Source organism: Bradyrhizobium sp. R2.2-H (assembly GCF_004346455.1).
Classification (GTDB): domain Bacteria; phylum Pseudomonadota; class Alphaproteobacteria; order Rhizobiales; family Xanthobacteraceae; genus Bradyrhizobium; species Bradyrhizobium diversitatis.
The window spans coordinates 175,172-193,142 of the sequence record NZ_SMBR01000001.1; the positions used below are offsets into that span (position 1 = coordinate 175,172).

Annotated in this window: 14 protein-coding genes; 7 read left to right on the forward strand and 7 right to left on the reverse strand. The window is 66.0% G+C overall.

The window, feature by feature from the left end; translation table 11 throughout:
* The first annotated feature begins 342 nt into the window (after positions 1–342).
* Together ypfJ and moaB are read left to right on the forward strand one after the other, a co-directional pair.
* Complete coding sequence (ypfJ, locus tag EDE08_RS00810) at positions 343–1,284, forward strand: KPN_02809 family neutral zinc metallopeptidase (protein ID WP_061878500.1); 942 nt, start codon at positions 343–345, stop codon at positions 1,282–1,284.
* 157 nt (positions 1,285–1,441) lie between these two features.
* Positions 1,442–2,005 (forward strand): molybdenum cofactor biosynthesis protein B, encoded by a 564-nt coding sequence (gene moaB, locus EDE08_RS00815; RefSeq protein WP_131866281.1) that lies wholly within the window; start codon positions 1,442–1,444, stop codon positions 2,003–2,005.
* Between the two features lie 181 nt (positions 2,006–2,186).
* Here moaB and EDE08_RS00820 read toward each other — a convergent pair whose 3' ends face one another.
* Positions 2,187–3,146: a bifunctional helix-turn-helix transcriptional regulator/GNAT family N-acetyltransferase gene (locus EDE08_RS00820; protein ID WP_131866283.1), complete on the reverse strand. Its 960-nt coding sequence runs from the start codon at positions 3,144–3,146 to the stop codon at positions 2,187–2,189.
* A gap of 62 nt (positions 3,147–3,208) precedes the next feature.
* A complete protein-coding gene (locus tag EDE08_RS00825; protein ID WP_131866285.1) occupies positions 3,209–3,784 on the reverse strand; it encodes a glycosyltransferase family protein in 576 nt (191 codons plus the stop codon).
* A gap of 322 nt (positions 3,785–4,106) precedes the next feature.
* Between EDE08_RS00825 and EDE08_RS00830 the strand changes: the two genes are divergently transcribed.
* Positions 4,107–4,949 carry an RMD1 family protein gene (locus tag EDE08_RS00830; RefSeq protein ID WP_131866287.1) on the forward strand — a complete coding sequence of 281 codons (843 nt, stop codon included), beginning with the start codon at positions 4,107–4,109 and terminating at the stop codon, positions 4,947–4,949.
* A 97-nt stretch (positions 4,950–5,046) separates the two neighbouring features.
* Here the strand turns inward: EDE08_RS00830 and EDE08_RS00835 are convergent, their stop codons facing one another.
* From EDE08_RS00835 to EDE08_RS00850, 4 genes are all read right to left on the reverse strand, one after another.
* Positions 5,047–6,654 (reverse strand): PEP/pyruvate-binding domain-containing protein, encoded by a 1,608-nt coding sequence (locus tag EDE08_RS00835; RefSeq protein ID WP_131866289.1) that lies wholly within the window; start codon positions 6,652–6,654, stop codon positions 5,047–5,049.
* A 10-nt stretch (positions 6,655–6,664) separates the two neighbouring features.
* Entirely contained in the window at positions 6,665–8,593 is a 1,929-nt protein-coding gene (locus tag EDE08_RS00840; protein ID WP_131866291.1) for a hypothetical protein, read from the reverse strand.
* Positions 8,594–8,676: 83 nt separating this feature from the next.
* Positions 8,677–9,867, reverse strand: a complete 1,191-nt coding sequence (locus tag EDE08_RS00845; protein ID WP_131866293.1) for an acetate/propionate family kinase — start codon at positions 9,865–9,867, stop codon at positions 8,677–8,679.
* A gap of 2 nt (positions 9,868–9,869) precedes the next feature.
* Positions 9,870–12,284, reverse strand: a complete 2,415-nt coding sequence (locus tag EDE08_RS00850) for a phosphoketolase family protein (protein WP_131866295.1) — start codon at positions 12,282–12,284, stop codon at positions 9,870–9,872.
* A 209-nt stretch (positions 12,285–12,493) separates the two neighbouring features.
* Between EDE08_RS00850 and EDE08_RS00855 the strand changes: the two genes are divergently transcribed.
* The 4 genes from EDE08_RS00855 to EDE08_RS00870 all read left to right on the forward strand — a co-directional run bounded on the left by EDE08_RS00855 (position 12,494) and on the right by EDE08_RS00870 (position 16,829).
* Positions 12,494–13,657 carry a PA0069 family radical SAM protein gene (locus EDE08_RS00855; RefSeq protein ID WP_131866297.1) on the forward strand — a complete coding sequence of 388 codons (1,164 nt, stop codon included), beginning with the start codon at positions 12,494–12,496 and terminating at the stop codon, positions 13,655–13,657.
* 23 nt (positions 13,658–13,680) lie between these two features.
* A complete protein-coding gene (locus EDE08_RS00860) occupies positions 13,681–14,136 on the forward strand; it encodes a VOC family protein (protein WP_131866299.1) in 456 nt (151 codons plus the stop codon).
* Between the two features lie 77 nt (positions 14,137–14,213).
* On the forward strand, positions 14,214–15,086 hold the full coding sequence (rnhB, locus tag EDE08_RS00865) for a ribonuclease HII (RefSeq protein ID WP_131866301.1): 873 nt from the start codon (positions 14,214–14,216) through the stop codon (positions 15,084–15,086).
* A gap of 234 nt (positions 15,087–15,320) precedes the next feature.
* On the forward strand, positions 15,321–16,829 hold the full coding sequence (locus tag EDE08_RS00870) for a glycosyltransferase family 39 protein (protein ID WP_131866303.1): 1,509 nt from the start codon (positions 15,321–15,323) through the stop codon (positions 16,827–16,829).
* A gap of 128 nt (positions 16,830–16,957) precedes the next feature.
* Here EDE08_RS00870 and EDE08_RS00875 read toward each other — a convergent pair whose 3' ends face one another.
* The gene (locus EDE08_RS00875) at positions 16,958–17,770 is read right to left on the reverse strand and encodes a uracil-DNA glycosylase (protein WP_131866305.1); all 813 of its coding nucleotides are present in this window, start codon (positions 17,768–17,770) and stop codon (positions 16,958–16,960) included.
* Positions 17,771–17,971: the final 201 nt, after the last annotated feature.

Sequence of the window (17,971 nt, forward strand, 5' to 3'; positions counted from 1 at the left end):
GCAAAGTAAAAAACGACTTAACCCGCCGCTTTCGTGAGCAGCCCTCGCCTTGCCGGTTGTGCGAACGTTGTTGTGCGCATTCGCCGTGTTTTTCAGTGTATTTCGCGTTTGCTCGGCTCGCTGCAGCAATCATGGCCGCAAGAAGGCCGCAAATTTCTCTCGGAAAAAATTGCTCGACCCTCGGAAAAAATTGCTGGCATCGACATGCTGTCGCACTAGGCAATTTTTGCCGGCCACGATATTGATAAAGACAACGGAAATTTTACCTGTGTGGCGCGTTGAGCTTCTCGCATACTCGTGCACCGTCGAAACTGAATCAGGGACCCCCGAGGGAAAGCCGCCATGCGTTACGATGACTTCCGCCGCAGCGACGACATCGAGGATCGTCGCGACGAAGGTGGTGGCTTTGGCGGCGGCGGAGGAGGCGGGTTCGGCCTGCCGATCGGCGGCGGCGGGCTCGGCATCGGTACCATCATTATCCTCGGCCTGGTCGGCTACGCCTTTGGCATCGATCCACGCATCCTGATCGGCGGCGCCGAGATTCTGACCGGCGGCGGCCATGCGCCGACCTACCAGACCGATCGCCAGGCGTCCTCGGGCAAGCGCGGCGCGCCGACCGACGAGATGGGCAGCATGATCTCCGGCATCCTCGGCGAGATCGATGATCGCTGGAGCGAGATCTTCCAGGCCAGCGGCCAGTCCTACACCGGTCCGAAGATCGTGCTGTTCCGCAACGCCACCAACGGCGGCCGCTGCGGCATGGCGCAGTCGGCGATGGGGCCGTTCTATTGTCCGCCCGACCGGACCATCTTCCTCGACACCGCCTTCTTCCGCGAGGTCGAGACGCGCTTTCGCGGCTGCTCCGGCAAGTCGGCGTGCAATTTCACGACGGCCTACATCATCGCGCATGAAGCCGGCCATCACATCCAGAACCTGCTCGGCATCATTCCGCGCGTAACACGGCTCCAGCAGCAGGTCGGCTCGAAGGCCGAGGCGAATGCGCTGCAGGTGAAGGTGGAGTTGCAGGCCGACTGCCTGTCCGGCGTCTGGGTCAACCGCGAGGCGAAGAAGCGTCCGAACTTCCTGGAGCCCGGCGACATCGAGGCTGCGCTGACCACGGCGAGCGCGATCGGCGACGATACGCTGCAGCGCCAGTCGACGGGCCGCGTCGTGCCTGACTCCTTCACCCACGGCTCGGCGGCGCAACGCAAGCAATGGTTCATGACCGGCTACCAGCAGGGCACGGTCCAGGCCTGCAACACGTTCGGCGCGGGAGCGTTGTAAGGAAGGCTCGTGCCCCGGACGCAGCGCAGCGCTTCCTCAGAGGTGCGCTGCAGTGCCGGGGCCCACAACGCCGGTCTCACAAATCTCTCAAGTGGGTCCCGGCTCTGCGACGCGGCGCTGATGCGCCGCACCTTGTCCGGGACACGAAAGACGCAACATGGCCTCCATCGACGAATCCAAGCAGTTCATCCCGCTCAACATCGCGGTGCTCACCGTGTCCGACACGCGCGCGCTTGCGGATGACAAGTCCGGCCAGACCTTGGTCGATCGCCTCACCGCGGCGGGTCATCATCTCGCCGCGCGCGAGATCGTCACCGACGATGTCGAGGCGATCCGCGCCGTCATCCGCCGCTGGATTGCAGATGGCGGCGTCGACGTCGTCATCACCACCGGCGGCACCGGCTTTACCGGACGCGACGTCACGCCGGAGGCGATCGAGCCGTTGTTCGAGAAGCGCATGGACGGTTTCTCGATCGCATTCCACATGCTGAGCCATGCCAAGATCGGCGCATCGACGATCCAGAGCCGCGCCACCGCGGGCGTCGCGGGTGCGACCTACATCTTCTGTCTCCCTGGCTCGCCGGGGGCCTGCCGCGATGGCTGGGACGGCATCCTCGCAGCCCAGCTCGACTACCGCACGCGCCCCTGCAATTTCGTCGAGATCATGCCGCGGCTGGACGAGCATCTGCGCCGGCCGAAGGCGCAAGGCGCGACGGTGTAACCTTCTTCCTTGTCCCCTTGTGGGAGAAGGTGGCGCGAAGCGCCGGATGAGGGGTATCCATCCGCACGGAGTGGTCGGAGACATACCCCTCACCCAAGCGAGCTCGCGTCTACCAGCGTCGCTGCCCTCTCCCGCAAGGGGCGAGGGCACATTCATGCGCATCTCGCTCGTTGCCGAATAGTCAGAGATCCCGTTCCCAGGTCTCCCCAACAAGATCCTGCCCGAAGCTGTGATGCGGTTCGGTGGCGACGAGCCTGAAACCTGCGCTTTGATAGATCCCGCGCGCGGCAACCAGGATGCTCTGTGTCCACAGCGTCATCTTGCTGTAGCCACGCTCGCGGGCGCCCTGGATGCACTGCTCGACCAGCGCGCGGCCGACACCGAGGCCACGTGCCTTCTTCTCCACCTGCAACAGGCGGAGTTTTGCGATTTCATCCGTGGCCTTGACCAGGAAGACCGAGCCGACCGGCTCGCCGCCGACCTCTGCGATCCAGCAGTGCTCGCGCGCGGCGTCGTAGTTCCTGATGAACTGCGCGCAGATCTCGGCGACCAGCGCCTCGTAGCTGATGTCCCAATCGTAGTCCGCGGCATAGGCGGCAGCCTGCCGGGAGACGACCCAGCCCATGTCGCCGACGCGATGGCTGCGCAGCATGACAGCCGCGGGCTGGGTTCGGCGTTGCTCCAGCACGGCCTCGATGGTTGCCATCGCCTGTGTCAGCCGCGTTGCATCGCTGGCCGAAAGTCGGGCCAGCATCGCGGCGACCTCGTTTTGCGAGCTCAGGTTCAGCTTGGCGAAAGCCTGCCGGCCCTTGGCGGTCAGGCTGAGCTGGTATTGCCTGCGGTCCGCGGGCAGGGGCTTCCGCGTGATCAGCCCCTTTTCGTCGAAGCTCTGGACGATGCGGCTGAGATAGCCGGGATCGAGACCGAGCTCGTTTCCGATCTCCTTTGCGGCAAGATCGGCGCGATGGGCGAGCTCGTAGAGCACCCGCGCCTCGCTGAGCGAGAACGGACTCTTGCCGAGGTGCTGGTCGAGCACACCGAGCTTGCGGGTGTAGAAACGGTTGAAGGCGCGAACCGCCGCGACGGGGTCGTCGTCGGCCCGTTCGGCCACGGCCCTTGACGACGAAGCTTTCGATAGCATGGGATCACCTCGATATTTGCCATTGTCAATTAATTGTTTGACGTTGGCAAGTATCTCGCGCTTCAGCCGACCATGACGATCCGGCTGCGCAGCATGGTCCGGGACGACCGGCCGAGCCGCCGGAGCAGCCGCGCCTCGGAATGGCGGGCCTGGGGCGGGTAGCCGCCGATCCGGTCGTAATGATCACGCGCAATCAACAGCCCCTGATCGCCGAGGGGACCCACGAGCTTGCGCGCCACGGCCCAGGCGACGTCGCGGAATGCGGTATTTACGTAAGGCGAGCGCGCGTAGCGGAACACCGCCGCGCGATCCCGGCCACTGCTGGCGACCGCCTGGATGAACTGGGTGGTTTCCTCGATCCAGCCGGTTTCCAGCACGGCGCCCGCGGGCAGGAACATCAGCCAGGGCGATCGGGCCTGGAGCGCGCCGGCGGCGAGCGCGGCGCCTTGGGAGTGTCCCTCGAACGTGATGAAGCGGCAGCCTGCGACGTCGGCAACGCGCTCGATGACGCCATTGGGAGTGCGGTCGACCAGAAGGACCTCCCGGATGACGCCCGCGGCGGCGCCGGGGACCAGCGCGGCCAGGGTTGCGACCGCCGTCTGCTCGACACCTTCGGTCGGAATGATGACGCTCAGCATGATTGAGGCTTCAGTGTCTGCACTTCGGGAGAAGCGTAGTTTTATATGATGTTGTCATAAACCCGTAGCGTTGCCGAGTGCAACTTTCCGGCGGCGCTTCGGCATGCGATGGTAAACCGCAGCCAGTCGTCGCAGCCAAATGTGTCATGTGCGGGCTGGAAATATTGCCGAATGTTTCGGCACAAGCTCATCTCGGCCGTATTAACTCGAAGCTTCTTGGACATTTCGCTGCGCACGGGCAGCCGGTCCCTCTCAGACGAGGATGCAGCTTGCAACATGGGTCAACGAAGATGTGTGATCTTGGTCCCGGGAGAGGCCTCACATGAACGCCGATCAACTCGCCGTCGGCGCAGCGCCAGCGTCGCCGAAGCAGGGGACTGCGCCGACCTTGCGGATCCGGGCGCTGATGCTGGGCGACCGCATTAATGCTTCCAGCCTGGAGATCGGCACGCTGGTCTCCTCGACGCCGGCCGCCTTCCGCGTCCATGCCGGCCTTGCCGTAGTCTTTCGCTACGGCGTCGTCGTGCTGATCGGGCTGCTTCCGTCCGAGGAGAAGGTCCTCATCGACAACCTGAAGTCGCGCGTGACCGGAGAGCTCAGCCCGTACGAGGAGGAGATCGCGCAGGCACAGCTCTGCCACGACGAAGCCGCAGAGGCGATCCAGCCGGGAGGGCCGATCTGCCTTGCCAAATTCTCCGACGACCGGCTGCTGCTGGTCGCCGATGCGCTCGCCAAGAGCACGTCGCTGGCACGCGACGAGCGCCGTGTCGCCGCAGTGTTCGACGTGATCGAGCCGTTTGCACGCGAGCTCGCCGAGCACGGCCGCACGCCGCAACGGCGCAAGGGCATCCTGCAATTGATCGGCAATGCGCTGCTGGTGCAGCAGCGCGTCGCCGGGCGCGTCGCCATCGCAGAGAAGCCCGACGTGCTCTGGGAGAAGCCCGAGCTCGACCGGCTCTATTCGCGTCTGGAGGACGAGTACGAATTGAAGGAGCGCCTCGACACGCTCGAGCGCAAGCTTGCCGCGGTGTCGGAGACCGCCAACGCGCTGACCGACATCATCGACACTCAGCGCTCGCTCCGCCTGGAGATCGCCGTCGTGGTGCTGATCCTGATCGAGGTCGCAATGGGGACTTTTCAGCTCCTGACCGGCCGCGGTCACTAAGCATGATCCGGAAAAGTGCGAAGCGGTTTTCCGGAAAGATCATGCGTAAACAAAAAAACCAGGGTGCGCCGACGATTGATGCGAATCTCATCGCGCTTTAAGGCGCGGCGGCGCGCCGATCATGTTGGCCGGATTGCGCCTGCCACGCGGCGATCTCGGCAAGCTCGGCTTCGGGCCGTGTCCGGATCGTCTCGCAGCGTCCGAGATAGAGCTCTCCGGCGTCGCCCTCGATCGTCATCCACTCGCCTTCGGCAAAGCTGACTTGGCCGAGCTTGGCCCGCTTTGCGACGGCATCGATCTTCAGCTCGCGGCAGCCGACCACGCAGGGCTTACCCATTTGCCGCGCCACCAGGGCCGCATGCGAGGTGCGCGCGCCGACCGACGTGACGATGCCGGCGGCAAGCGCGAAGCCTGCGACGTCGGCGGTGCTGGTGTCGGGACGCAGCAGGATGACCGGCTCGCCCGCTGCCGAGAGGCGCTGGGCGCTTTCGGACGAGAATGCCGCCCGTCCGATCCCGATGCCGCCGGAGGCGCCGATGCCGGTCGTCGCGGGCTTGCCGGAGGAAACCAGCCTCGTCTCGGTGAGCGAGGCGAGGTCGATCTCCGCAATCCGCTCCAAGGCCTCGTCCTTCGAAATGAGGCCTTCATGCACGAGGTCGATCGCGATCCTGGCGGCGGCCCGCGGCGTGCGCTTGGCGGTGCGGGTCTGGAGGATCCAGAGCCGGCCGTTCTCGACCGTGAACTCGACGTCCTGGACGTCGGCGAACGCGTGCTCGAGTCGCCTCAGGATATCGCCGAGTTCCGCCTCGAGCTTCGGCAGCTCGCGGGCGATCGCCTCGGCGGTATCAGGTGTGCGTCTTCCGGAAACCACGTCCTCACCCTGCGCATCGAGGACGAGGTCGATCATCGGGCGACGCGCGCCCGTGGACGGATCGCGCGAGAATGCCACGCCCGCGCCGGAGGCAAGACCGCCATTGCCAAAGACCATCGCCTGCACGGTCACGGCGGTACCCTCGAGCGCTTCGAGGTGCTGGAGGCTTCGATAGGTCAGCGCTCGCTCGCTCATCCAGGAGCGATAGACCGCCTGGGCCGCCGCCTCCAGCTGCGCGAAGGCGTCCTCCAGCGGGGCATCGGCGCGATCCTCGACCAGCGTCTGCTCGCGGCTGGCGAGCCGCTCGAGCGCTTCGCTGTCGAGCTCACGGTCGCTGCCGGCGTCTTCGGTTGCGACGAGTTCCGAGATGCAGGCGGCAAAGGCGGCCGGGTCGAGCTCGAGCACGGTCTCGCCGAAGCTCTCCAGGAAACGGCGCCGGCAATCCCAGGCGAGGCGCGGCCGGCCAGTCGCACGGATCAGGCCATGCACGGCGTCCAGCGTGCAGCCGACGTCGAGAACGGTGTCGAGCATGCCCGGCATCGATCGCGCCGCCCCCGAGCGCACCGACACCAGGAGCGGATGCCGGCGGTCTCCGAAGCGCTTTCCGGTGGCGCCCTCCAGGAACGAGATTCCCTCCTTCAAGCCATCGCGCAGGTGTCGCGTGGCTTGCGCTTGGCCGGCAATGATGTCGGCGCAGAGCTTGACCGGGAGCACGAAGGCAGGCGGCACCGGCAGGCCCAGCGCCGCCATGCGGGCGAGATTGGCGGCCTTGGCGCCGATCTCTTCGGCGGGCCGCAATTCGGCGGCTTCAGCGCCGATACGGACGATATGCATGGTGGCTTCCTCAAGCTGCGAGATCGATCATGATGTGACGGCGGAGCAGATGTCCGAACGCGGCGAAGCGGTCGGTGGCGCGCTCGACGGCGCGGGCGAGCTCGATCACCGACAGCGATGTCGCGACGTCGAAGCCGCCGCAAAAGACCAGGGCGGTGATCGCGCGTTCGCGGCTGTCGGCGGCGTGTTCGGCGTCGATCAGGCGAGTCACGGCGGAGAGCGCGTCCTCGGAATCGGCGCGCCGTCCCTCCGGGACGTCGATCGCAGCCGCGACGCCGCTCGCGGCCACTTCGGTTGCGGTCTCTGCCACCGTGCAAAGCTCGGCCAGCGATGCCAGCAGGGATGGATCGGTCCTTTCCGGCATCAGCGCGGCGATGAATGCGGCCTGCTCCAACTCGTCGACGGCTTCCTCGGCGCGATCGATCAATTGTCCGATCAGCGGGCGGGCATTGAGGCGGTCGACCTCGTTGCGGCTCTCGATCGCGATTCGGTCGGCCTTCTGCTCGATCGCGCCGCAGCGTTGCGTCAACAGCTTGCCGTCGGCGGGCTGGTCCGCGCGGAGCGCGGCAATATGGCGCGAGATCGCCGCGACGAGATCGTGGGAGAGGCCGATCTGACGCAGCACGGCTGCCAGCAGAGTCCCATCGACGCGATCGAGGTGCCGCATCAGATCGGCCTCGATCTGGTCGCGCACCGTCCTGACCGAGCGGCCCGCAAGCAGTGCCTCGGTGGAGGCGCGCAGAGATGTCTTCAGAAAATCGATCGCGGCGTTGCGGCCGAGCGCCTGGTCGAGGCGCTCGCCGAAGCCGATCCGCGTCGGAGCGGCGTTCCGGACGGCAGAGCCCAGCAGATCGTTGCCGCCGAGCTCGAGGAAGCCGCGATGGCCGATCCGCTGACGCGCAGCCCATTCGAGGATGCGTGCCGCGTCATCCTTGGCGACCCAGGTCCTGAGCAGCTTGCGCGCCTTGTTCCAGTCGATCAGGAAAACCAATGCGGCACCGAGCGCCGCGAGGAATTCGTTGCGATCGGCGGCGTGACCGGCCTGATACTGTCCGGTGACGAGATAGAACGAGTTGTCTTCGCCGAGGCCGGCTGCGGTGTGACGATCGAGCCCGCTCCAGGTTGCCTCGAATTCGTCGAACAGCGAGATGAAGAACTTCGCCCGCGCCAGATGCACGTCGGTGTAGGTCACCGTGACCGCGTTCTTCTTCACCGCGATCACGACGACATGGGCGTCCGTGGTGCCGATGTCGTTCTGGATCAGCAGCCGGCCGCCGGCGCGCGTCGCCATGGTATCGAGGCCTGGATGGTTGAACTTGAGACCCCGCGTCGCATTCAGGCCCTTCATGAAGGCCGCGACGGCCGGGCGGTCCTCGCTGTGCAGGCCGAAGACATGGGCGCCGTCGAGCGCCTCCTCCGAGCAACTCGTCGCAAGCCTGTTGAGCTGCTTGTGCAGATCCATGACGAGGCGATGCAGGCTGTCGCTGCCTGCGTCAGCCACGCCGGTCAGGCGCGAGATGCGGGATATCTCGATCTCGCCGGTGGCATCGAGCAGGCCGGCTGTGCGGATCGCGTCGAGCCGCGCCTGCGCCCTTTCGCCGTCGCTCGCCGCGCCGGCGCCGACGGCGCGGATCATGGTCGCTGCATCGTCCGCAATCTCCTGCATCAGCTTCGCGAGATCGGGGGCCGCGAGCCGGCCCTGTCCGATCAGACGGGCGCCACCGATCAGCGCTGCGATCCCCGCGGGGGCGATGCCTGCAGTCTGACTTTCGACGGCGAGGTCATTCGCGGGCCGGTCAGGCTCCTGCGCATGCTGGGCCGCCGCCTGCAACGCGCTCATCCGCACCTTGATGCGGTCGTTGGCGGCGAGCCCTTCCGCCACCAGCGCGGGCAACAGGATGCTGCCTTGTCCGAGCTCTTCGATGATCTGGGTTTTCATGATCGGTCCGCAACCAGGATTGATGCGGTATTTGTGCCGCGAAACCACGGCGGCAGCATTGCGGCAGATCATTCATAAAATTGTCACGTGACGTGGCGTCCGCGGATCAGAGCCGCGCAATGGCGCGCGATCATCATCTCTTCGTTGGTGGGGATGACGAAGATTTCGACGGCGCTGTCGCCGCGATTGATGCGCCCGCGCGCCGCGTCGTTGCTGGCGACATCGATGCGCACGCCCATCCAGGCCAGACGCTCGCCGATCGCACTGCGGATTTCCTTGGCATGCTCGCCGATGCCGCCGGTGAAGACCAGGCAGTCCAGGCCGCCGAGAGTGGTCGCCATCATCGCGACAGCCTGCGCCGCGCGGAAGCTGAAGAGATCGACCGCCTCTCGCGCCGCAACCTCGCCGCTTGCCAGCAGCGTGCGCATGTCCGCGGAGATGCCGGAGACGCCAAGCAGGCCTGACTCGTGATAGAGCAGGCGCTGGACCTCCTCGACCGACATCTTCTCGTGCTGCTGCAGATAGAGCAGCACGCCGGGATCGATCGTGCCGCAGCGCGTGCCCATCACGAGGCCGTCGAGCGGGGTCAGCCCCATCGTGGTGTCGATGCTGCGGCCATCGCGCAAGGCGCAGAGGCTGGCACCGTTGCCGAGATGTGCGATGACGGTGCGCCTTGCCGCGAGCTCCGGCGTGATCTCGGCCAGGCGTCCCGCGACATATTCGAAAGACAGGCCATGAAAGCCGTAGCGCCTGACGCCACGCGCCTCGAATCGCCTGGGAACGGCGAAGCGGCTCGCCGGCGGCGCGAGGCCGTGGTGGAAGGCGGTGTCGAAACACGCGATCTGCGTCAGCTTGGGCCGGATCGCCGCCAGCGTGCGGACTGGCGCAAGGCATCGCGGCTGGTGCAGCGGCGCCAACGGCGTCAAGGCCTCCAGCTTCGCGGTGATGTCGTCCGTCAGGACGACGGGGCCGGAATAATCCGGTCCGCCGTGAACGATGCGGTGACCGACGGCCCGCAGGCTGCGTTCGCCGAACCGGTCCTTGATGAAGCCGAGCACGTCGGCGAACAGATGGCCGCCGGCGGCGTCCGGCGCATCCCTTCGTGTCTCGAACAGGTCTTCGCCCGCGGGGCCCTTCACCACGAGCCGGGGTTTTGCCTCATGCTCGTCGAGCAGGCCCTTGCAGAGCAGGGCAGGCTCAGCCGCCGAGACATCGAACAGGCCGAACTTGATGCTCGACGATCCCGAGTTGAGGACGAGGATCGTGTCCGGCATGGCTAGTCGCCGGCTTCGGCCGGTGTGTCGCCGCCGGCGCTGTTTGGCCAGACCCAGTCGCGGATCTCGGGCATGTCCTCGCCATGCTCGCGCACGTAGCGGGAGTGCTCGATCAATTTGTCGCGGAACTGCTGCTTCACATGCGCGGCCTTGGCCGCCAGACCCGGCACGCGTTCGATCGCCTCGATCGCGAGATGATAGCGGTCGAGCCCGTTGAGCACGACCATGTCGAACGGCGTCGTCGTCGTGCCTTCCTCGGCAAAGCCGCGCACATGCATGCCGGCATGGTTGGTGCGGCTATAGGTCAGCCGGTGAATGAGATAGGGGTAGCCGTGATAGGCGAAGATCACCGGCTTGTCCGACGTGAACAGGCCGTCGAAGTCGCGGTCGGAGAGGCCGTGCGGATGCTGATCCCTGGGTTGCAGCGTCATGAGGTCGACGACGTTGACGACGCGGATCTTCAGGTCAGGCAGCGCCTTGCGCAAGAGGTCGACGGCGGCGAGCGTTTCCAGCGTCGGCACGTCGCCGGCACAGGCCATCACCACGTCGGGCTCGCCCTTTCCATCCTCCGTTCCGGCCCAGGTCCAGATGCCGATCCCGGCAGCGCAATGCGTCGCCGCGTCCCGCATCGAGAGCCATTGCGGTGCCGGCTGCTTGCCGGCGACGATGACGTTGATGCGGTTGTAGGTGCGCAGGCAGTGATCGGCGATCCACAGCAGCGTGTTGGCATCCGGCGGGAAATAGATGCGGACGATGTCGGCCTTCTTGTTGGCGACGAGATCGACGAATCCGGGGTCCTGATGGCTGAAGCCGTTATGGTCCTGGCGCCAGACATGCGAGGTCAGCAGATAGTTGAGCGAGGCGATCGGGCGCCGCCACGGCAGGTCGCGCGTGACCTTCAGCCATTTGGCATGCTGGTTGAACATGGAATCGACGATGTGGATGAAGGCCTCGTAGCAGGAGAAGAAGCCGTGCCGTCCCGTGAGCAGATAGCCCTCGAGCCAGCCCTGGCAGAGATGCTCGCTCAACACCTCCATCACGCGGCCGTCCTGGGCGAGATGGACGTCGTAAGGTTCGATCGGCTCCATCCAGACGCGCTCGGTGGCCTCGAACACGGCATCCAGCCGGTTCGACGCGGTCTCGTCGGGCCCCATGATGCGGAAATTGCGCTGCTGCGCGTTGAGGCGGATGACGTCGCGCAGGAATTTGCCGAGCTCGCGCGTCGCTTCGGCGATGGTGCCGCCCGGCCGCGGCACCTCGACTGCGAAGCTGCGGAAGTCGGGCAGCCTCAGCTCCTTCTTCAACAGGCCGCCATTGGCGTGAGGATTGGCGCCCATGCGCCTGACACCTTCAGGTGCGAGCGCCTGAAGCTCGGGAGCGAGCGCGCCGTTCGCGTCGAACAGTTTTTCCGGCTCGTAGCTGCGCATCCAGTCTTCGAGCACCTTCAGATGTGCCGGGTTTTCGCGGCAGCCGGCGACCGGCACTTGATGCGCGCGCCAAAAGCCCTCTACCTTCTTGCCGTCGACTTCCTTCGGGCCGGTCCAGCCCTTCGGGCTGCGCAGCACGATCATCGGCCAGCGTGGCCGCTCGACGCTTTTGCGCCCGTCGCGGGCGTGCAGCTGGATCGAGCGGATGCTGGCGAGTGCGACATCGAGCGCATCCGCCATGGCACGGTGCATCAATTTGGGATCATCGCCCTCCACGAACAGCGGCTCGTGGCCGAACCCACGGAAGAGATCGCGGATCTCTGCATCGCCCATCCGTCCGAGCACCGTGGGATTTGCGATCTTGTAGCCGTTGAGATGCAGGATCGGCAGCACGGCGCCGTCATGAGCCGGGTTCAGGAACTTGTTCGAGTGCCAGGACGCTGCGAGAGGGCCGGTCTCGGCCTCGCCGTCGCCGACCACGCAGGCGACGATCAGATCAGGATTGTCGAATGCCGCGCCATAGGCGTGCACCAGCGCGTAGCCGAGTTCACCGCCTTCGTGGATCGAGCCCGGCGTTTCCGGCGCCGCGTGGCTCGGAATGCCCCCGGGGAAGGAGAACTGCCTGAACAGCTTGCGCAATCCGTCCGCATCGCGCGCGATGTCGGGATAGATCTCGCTGTAGCTGCCTTCGAGATAGGTGTTGGCGACCATGCCCGGTCCGCCATGGCCGGGGCCGCAGACATAAATAATGCTGAGGTCCAGGGCGCGGATCACGCGATTGAGATGGGCATAGATGAAGTTCAGGCCGGGCGTGGTGCCCCAATGGCCGAGCAAACGCGGCTTGATGTGCTCGGGCCGCAAGGGCTCGCGCAGCAACGGATTGTCGAGCAGGTAGATTTGCCCGACCGAGAGGTAGTTGGCGGCGCGCCAATAGCGATCGAGCAGATCAAGGTCGCCGGTCGCGGCGGCCGTTTTTTGTTGAATTGTCATGTTCCTTCGGCTTTCACCCAGCGATCGTCACCAACTTTGTTCCGGCACGATCGATCCCTGTGCAGGATCAAACGAAATCCTCGTGACGGGTGTGTTGCGTGAGGTCAAAGGTGCGCGCCCGAAATTTAGGCGGCTACTTTGCATGGGGTTGTTTTCCTGTTTTTTGTTTGTGTTCTTGATTTGTTCCGTTTGCGTGCTATCTTGATTGCATGAGTCCAGCATCCTCTCATGCTCTCAAGCACCCGCCGGTCACGGCGCCCTCCGAGCCGGCGGGTGCGCCTTCAGATTTCCCCGAGCTTGGCGTCGCCATCGATCGTGCGCGAAGGCGAGGGCGGGGCGCGCAATCCAATGCCAGCGGCCGCTACGAGGCCGAGGCCCGCGTCGCTTTCGATGACGGCTGGCAGAGCCTGGAAGAGCTGCCGCCGTTCAAGACCAGTGTCGGTGTCGACACCTCGCGCAAGGTGATCACCCGCAACGATTCCCCAGACATCGGGTTCGACCGCTCGATCAATCCCTATCGCGGCTGCGAGCACGGCTGCGTCTACTGCTTCGCCCGACCGACGCATGCCTATCTCGGCCTCTCGCCGGGGCTGGATTTCGAGTCGAAGCTGTTCGTGAAGCCCGAGGCGCCGGCGCTGCTCGAGAAGGAGCTTGCCGCCCCCGGCTACGAACCCAGGATGATCGCGATCGGCACCAACACCGATCCCTACCAGCCGATCGAGCGCGAGCGAAAGATCATGCGCGGAATCCTCGAAGTGCTGGAACGCGCCAGCCATCCGGTCGGCATCGTCACCAAATCGGCGCTGGTGGTGCGCGACATCGACATTCTGGCGCGGATGGCCAAGCGCAACCTCGCCAAGGTCGCCATTTCTGTCACCTCGCTCGATCCGAAGCTCGCGCGCTCCATGGAGCCGCGGGCCTCGACGCCGCCGAAGCGGCTGGAGGCGCTGAAGCTGCTCTCGGAGGCCGGCATTCCGACCACGGTGATGGTCGCGCCCGTGATCCCCGCGCTGAACGATTCCGAGATCGAGCGCATCCTCGATGCCGCCGCCCATGCCGGCGTCAAGGAAGCCTCCTATGTGCTGCTGCGACTGCCGCTCGAGGTCCGCGATCTCTTCCGCGAATGGCTGATGGCGAACTATCCGGACCGCTATCGCCACGTCTTCACCCTGATTCGCGACATGCGCGGCGGGCGCGACTACGATGCGAAATGGGGCGAGCGGATGAAGGGCACCGGCCCGATGGCCTGGACCATCGGCCGCCGCTTCGAGATCGCCTGCGACAGGCTCGGTCTCAACAAGCGGCGCTCCAAGCTGACCACGGATCACTTTGTGCGGCCGAAGCGGAACGGCGATCAGCTCAGCCTGTTCTGACGGGAAGGTAGAGGAGGCATGGCATGAGTCAGGAATCGCCGGCCCCGGTGCCGAGGCTCACCGTCGTCACGCTTGGCGTCAGCAGCATCCGCGCCAGCATCGCCTTCTACGATGCACTCGGCTTCTCGCGCCGGCTGAAGGCCACCGGCGAGGCCGTCGCCTTCTACGATATCGGCGGTCCGGTGCTCGCCTTGTATCCGTGGGATCAGCTCGCGGCAGACGCGACCCTGCCGGACGCGCCGAGGCCATCGACCTTTCGCGGCATGACGCTCGCCTGGAACTGCCGGACGCGCGAGGAGGTCAATGAGGTGATGGCCTTCGCCATCGGGAAGGGGGCCAGCTTGCTGAAGGCGGCGCACGAGACCGACTACGGCGGCTATTCCGGCTACTTCACCGACCCCGACGGCCATCCTTGGGAGGTCGTGGTCGCGCCCGGTATCGAAGTGGGTGAGGACCGCCGGGTGCATCTGGCAGAGTAGGACGGACGGCCTGAATAGCGGGAATTATCCTGGGTTCCCGGTTGCGCCGGCGAAGCCTCTTGCGCACGATCCCGGCCATGATTCGGGACAAGTCCGCCAAGACCCCAGCCAAAGACGCGCCAACAAAGGCGGCTGCGAAGAAGGCTGCGTCTGCCAAGCCGGCTGAGACGCCTGCGGCCAAAACATCTGCAGTCAAGGCTTCGAAGGTTCCTGCCGGCAATAAAGGCATCATTGCCATTGCTCCCCCCAGCTTCCGCCGCGAGCGCGCGCTGATCAAGCGCGGCGTCTGGCCGGTCGCCGGCTGCGACGAGGCCGGCCGCGGCCCGCTCGCCGGCCCCGTGGTGGCGGCGGCTGTGATTCTCGATCCCGACCGCATCCCGCGCGGCATCGATGATTCGAAACGGTTGACTGCCGAGGAGCGCGAGAAGCTGTTCGACAAGATCTGCGCCACCGCGCAGGTCTCGGTCGCCGTCGCCTCGCCCTCGCGGATCGACCGCGACAACATCCTGCGTGCCTCGCTGTGGGCGCTCAAGCGCGCCGTGGTGGCACTGCCCGAGACGCCCAGGCATGTCTTCGTCGACGGCCGTGACCGGCTCGACACCGAATGCGACTGCGAGGCCGTGATCGGCGGCGACGGTATCGTGCTGTCGATCGCTGCGGCATCCATCGTCGCCAAGGTGACGCGCGACCGGCTGATGTGCGCGCTGGCGCAAGATTGCCCCGGCTACGGCTTCGAGCAGCACAAGGGCTATGCCGTCCCCGAGCACCTCGAGGCGCTCGACCGGCTGGGTCCCACCATCCACCACCGCAGCTTCTTCGCCCCCGTCGCCGCCGCCCGCGCCAAGCACATGCCATGGACGGTCGAGCCGGTGCAGGATCTGTTCGCGGTGACAGAGGTCAAGGTGCAAGTGGACGCGGCCGCCGAGATCGACGTCTCGGCAAATCTCTAAATCGACCCCACAGCTCTACCATCCGTCATGGCCGGGCTTGACCCGCCATCCACGCCTTACACACACCGTCCCAAGTCCGGGCATGACGACCGATAGCTCAGGTGTGCTTGTGCCTCAGCCTGTAAGAACGGGGAGAGGGGGCAGACCGAAGTTGCCACGACGCGCGGTGCCCCTTATCAAAGTGTTCGTGAGCGAATAGGGCCGGCTGGACTGGCTGCATCATTCGGACGTTGCATGCGGTTTACCTCCCTGGTCATCGAGCTCATTCGCGCCCGGCCGCGGCTGATCGTGTGGATCGCCGTGCTGCTCCAGGCATTGATGTGGCTGTTCGTGGCGCTGGTGTTCTACCGCAGCCCGCCCGGCAACCTCGCGACGCTGCTGGCATTCGGCAGGGAATACCAGGTCGGCACCGATCTCGGCCCGCCGCTGCCGGTCTGGCTCGCCGACATCGCCTATCGCGCCGCCGGCGGCCACATGCTGGGCGTCTATGTCCTCGCCCAGCTCTGCGAGATCGCGACCTTCATCGCACTCTATCATCTCTCCCGTGCCGTGGTCGGCTCGCAGCAGGCGGTGCTCGCCGTGCTGCTGACGATGACAGTGCTGGCCTTCTCCTCGCCTGCGCTCGACTTCGGCCCCCTGGTGCTGGCGCGGCCGCTCTGGGCGCTGTTGCTGCTGCATTCGTGGCAGATCATCGGCCAGCGCCGCGGCAATGCCTGGTTCGCCTGGTCGATCGAAGCGGGCCTCCTGCTGCTGACGACGCCGGCGGCGATCTTTCTGCTCGGGCTGATCGTCGTCTTCGCGGTCTCGACCGCCGGCGGCCGGCGGACCCTGCGCGGGCTCGATCCGCTCTTTGCACTGATCGTCGTCGCCGTGCTGGCATTGCCCTATGCGGTGTGGCTGATGCGGGCCGAGACGTTGACGATGCCGGCCTTGCCGCAAGTCGCCGAGCTCAACGCCCGCGCGTTGCACGCGGCCTGGCTGTTCGGCGGACTCGTGCTCGGGGCTGCCGCGATCCCGGCGCTGACCTTCCTCAACACCGGGCTGTTCGACGGCAAGGGCGAGGAACCGCCGATCATCTACCGCCCGACGGTCGAGCCGCTCGCGCGCAACTTCGTGTATTTCTTCGCGCTGGCTCCGCCGCTCGGCGCGGTGCTGATTTCCGGCCTGCTCGGGCTCGACTCCGTCGTCGGCGGCGCCGGTGTCGTGCTGGTCATGCCCGGGCTCGCCGTGGTCGTTGCGGCCGGCGATCTCATCGCGATGCGCCGCACGCGGATGCTGCGCATGGTATGGGCCGCTGCCATCATCGCGCCCGCCGCCGGCGTGGTGCTCGCCGTCCTGTTCCTGCCGTGGACCGGCGCCAACGAAATTGCGACCTCGATGCCGGCGCGCGCGATCTCGGACTTCTTCGACGAGAGCTTTGCCCGTCGCACCAACCATCGCCTGCGTGCCGTCGCCGGCGAGACGCAACTGGCCAGCCTCATCGCGCTGCATTCCGGCCGGCCGCATCTGTTCATCGATGCCGATCCTGCGCGCACGCCGTGGATGAATCAGGCAAAATTCAGCGAGACCGGCGGCGTCGTGGTCTGGCGCGCGTCCGATACCGCCGGCACGCCGCCGCCGGACATCCTCAAGCGCTTTCCCGGCATCGTGCCGGAAGTCCCGCGCGCCTTCGAATGGCTGGTGACCGGCCGCCAGCAGCTGCTCCGCATCGGCTGGGCCATCGTGCGGCCGAAGGGGACTTAGGCCACGCACGTTGTCATTCCGGGGCTCGCGAAGCGAGAGCCCGGAATCCATCGAGCGGCAGAGCTGGTGGATGAATGGATTCCGGGCTCGCGGCTTTGCCGCGCCCCGGAATGACGCCGCGCATGTGGTTACGTCGCGCCTTGCGCCAGCACCTTCGCGATCGACCGCAGATCGTGCCAGGCCAATCGCTTGTAGGAGGGCGAGCGCAGGAGATAGGCCGGGTGGAATGTCGGCAGCGCGCGGATGGTGCGCCCGCCGGTATCGTAATCGAACCAGCGGCCGCGGGTGCGCATGATGCCTTCACGCGTTCCGAGCAGAGTCTGCGTCGAGGGATTGCCGAGCGTCACGAGCACGTCCGGGTTCACGAGTTCGATATGGCGCTGGATGAAGGGCAGGCAGATCTGCGTTTCCTGCGGCGTCGGCGTGCGGTTGCCGGGCGGTCGCCAGGGAATGACGTTCGCGATGTAGGCGGTGGTGCGGTTCAGGCCTATGGCTCCTATCATCAGATCGAGCAGCTTGCCGCTGCGTCCGACGAAAGGCAGCCCCTCAATGTCCTCGTCGCGGCCCGGCGCTTCGCCGACGAACATGATGCGCGCCTGCGGATTGCCGTCGGCGAACACCAGCCGCGTTGCGGTGTGCTTCAGCGCGCAGCCCTCGAAGCCCTGCATCAGCTCGCGCAGTGCCTCCAGCGTCGGCGCTGTGCGCGCGGCCTCGCGTGCCGAGGCGATAGCGACGTCCGGTGCAGGCGCGGCTTCGCCGCGCATGACCGCGGGCGCGGCGACCGGCCGCGGTGCTTCGACCGGCGCCATGCGCGGGCCGGGGGGCGGAGCATCGATTTCCGCCAGGCGATCTATCGGTTCCTCCGCAAGCGCGCAGTCGACACCGGCCTCCAGATAGAAGGCGAGCAGCTCTCGGACGGTGGGTGCGGATTCGGGGATCATGGGAAAGTCTGACTTTTATATCATAGCGTTTTCAAGCGAAGTGGACACCGGTTCGCGTGAAGAAAACGCGTCAAAAAATGATGGGGGCCTGCCCGGTTCTGGCGTACCAGAACCGGGGAGGTCCCGCTTGGACGGCCTTGCACCCCGACGAAACGCATTTCCATGGTTGTCCTACCCGGAAAAATCGGAAACAAGAGGGCG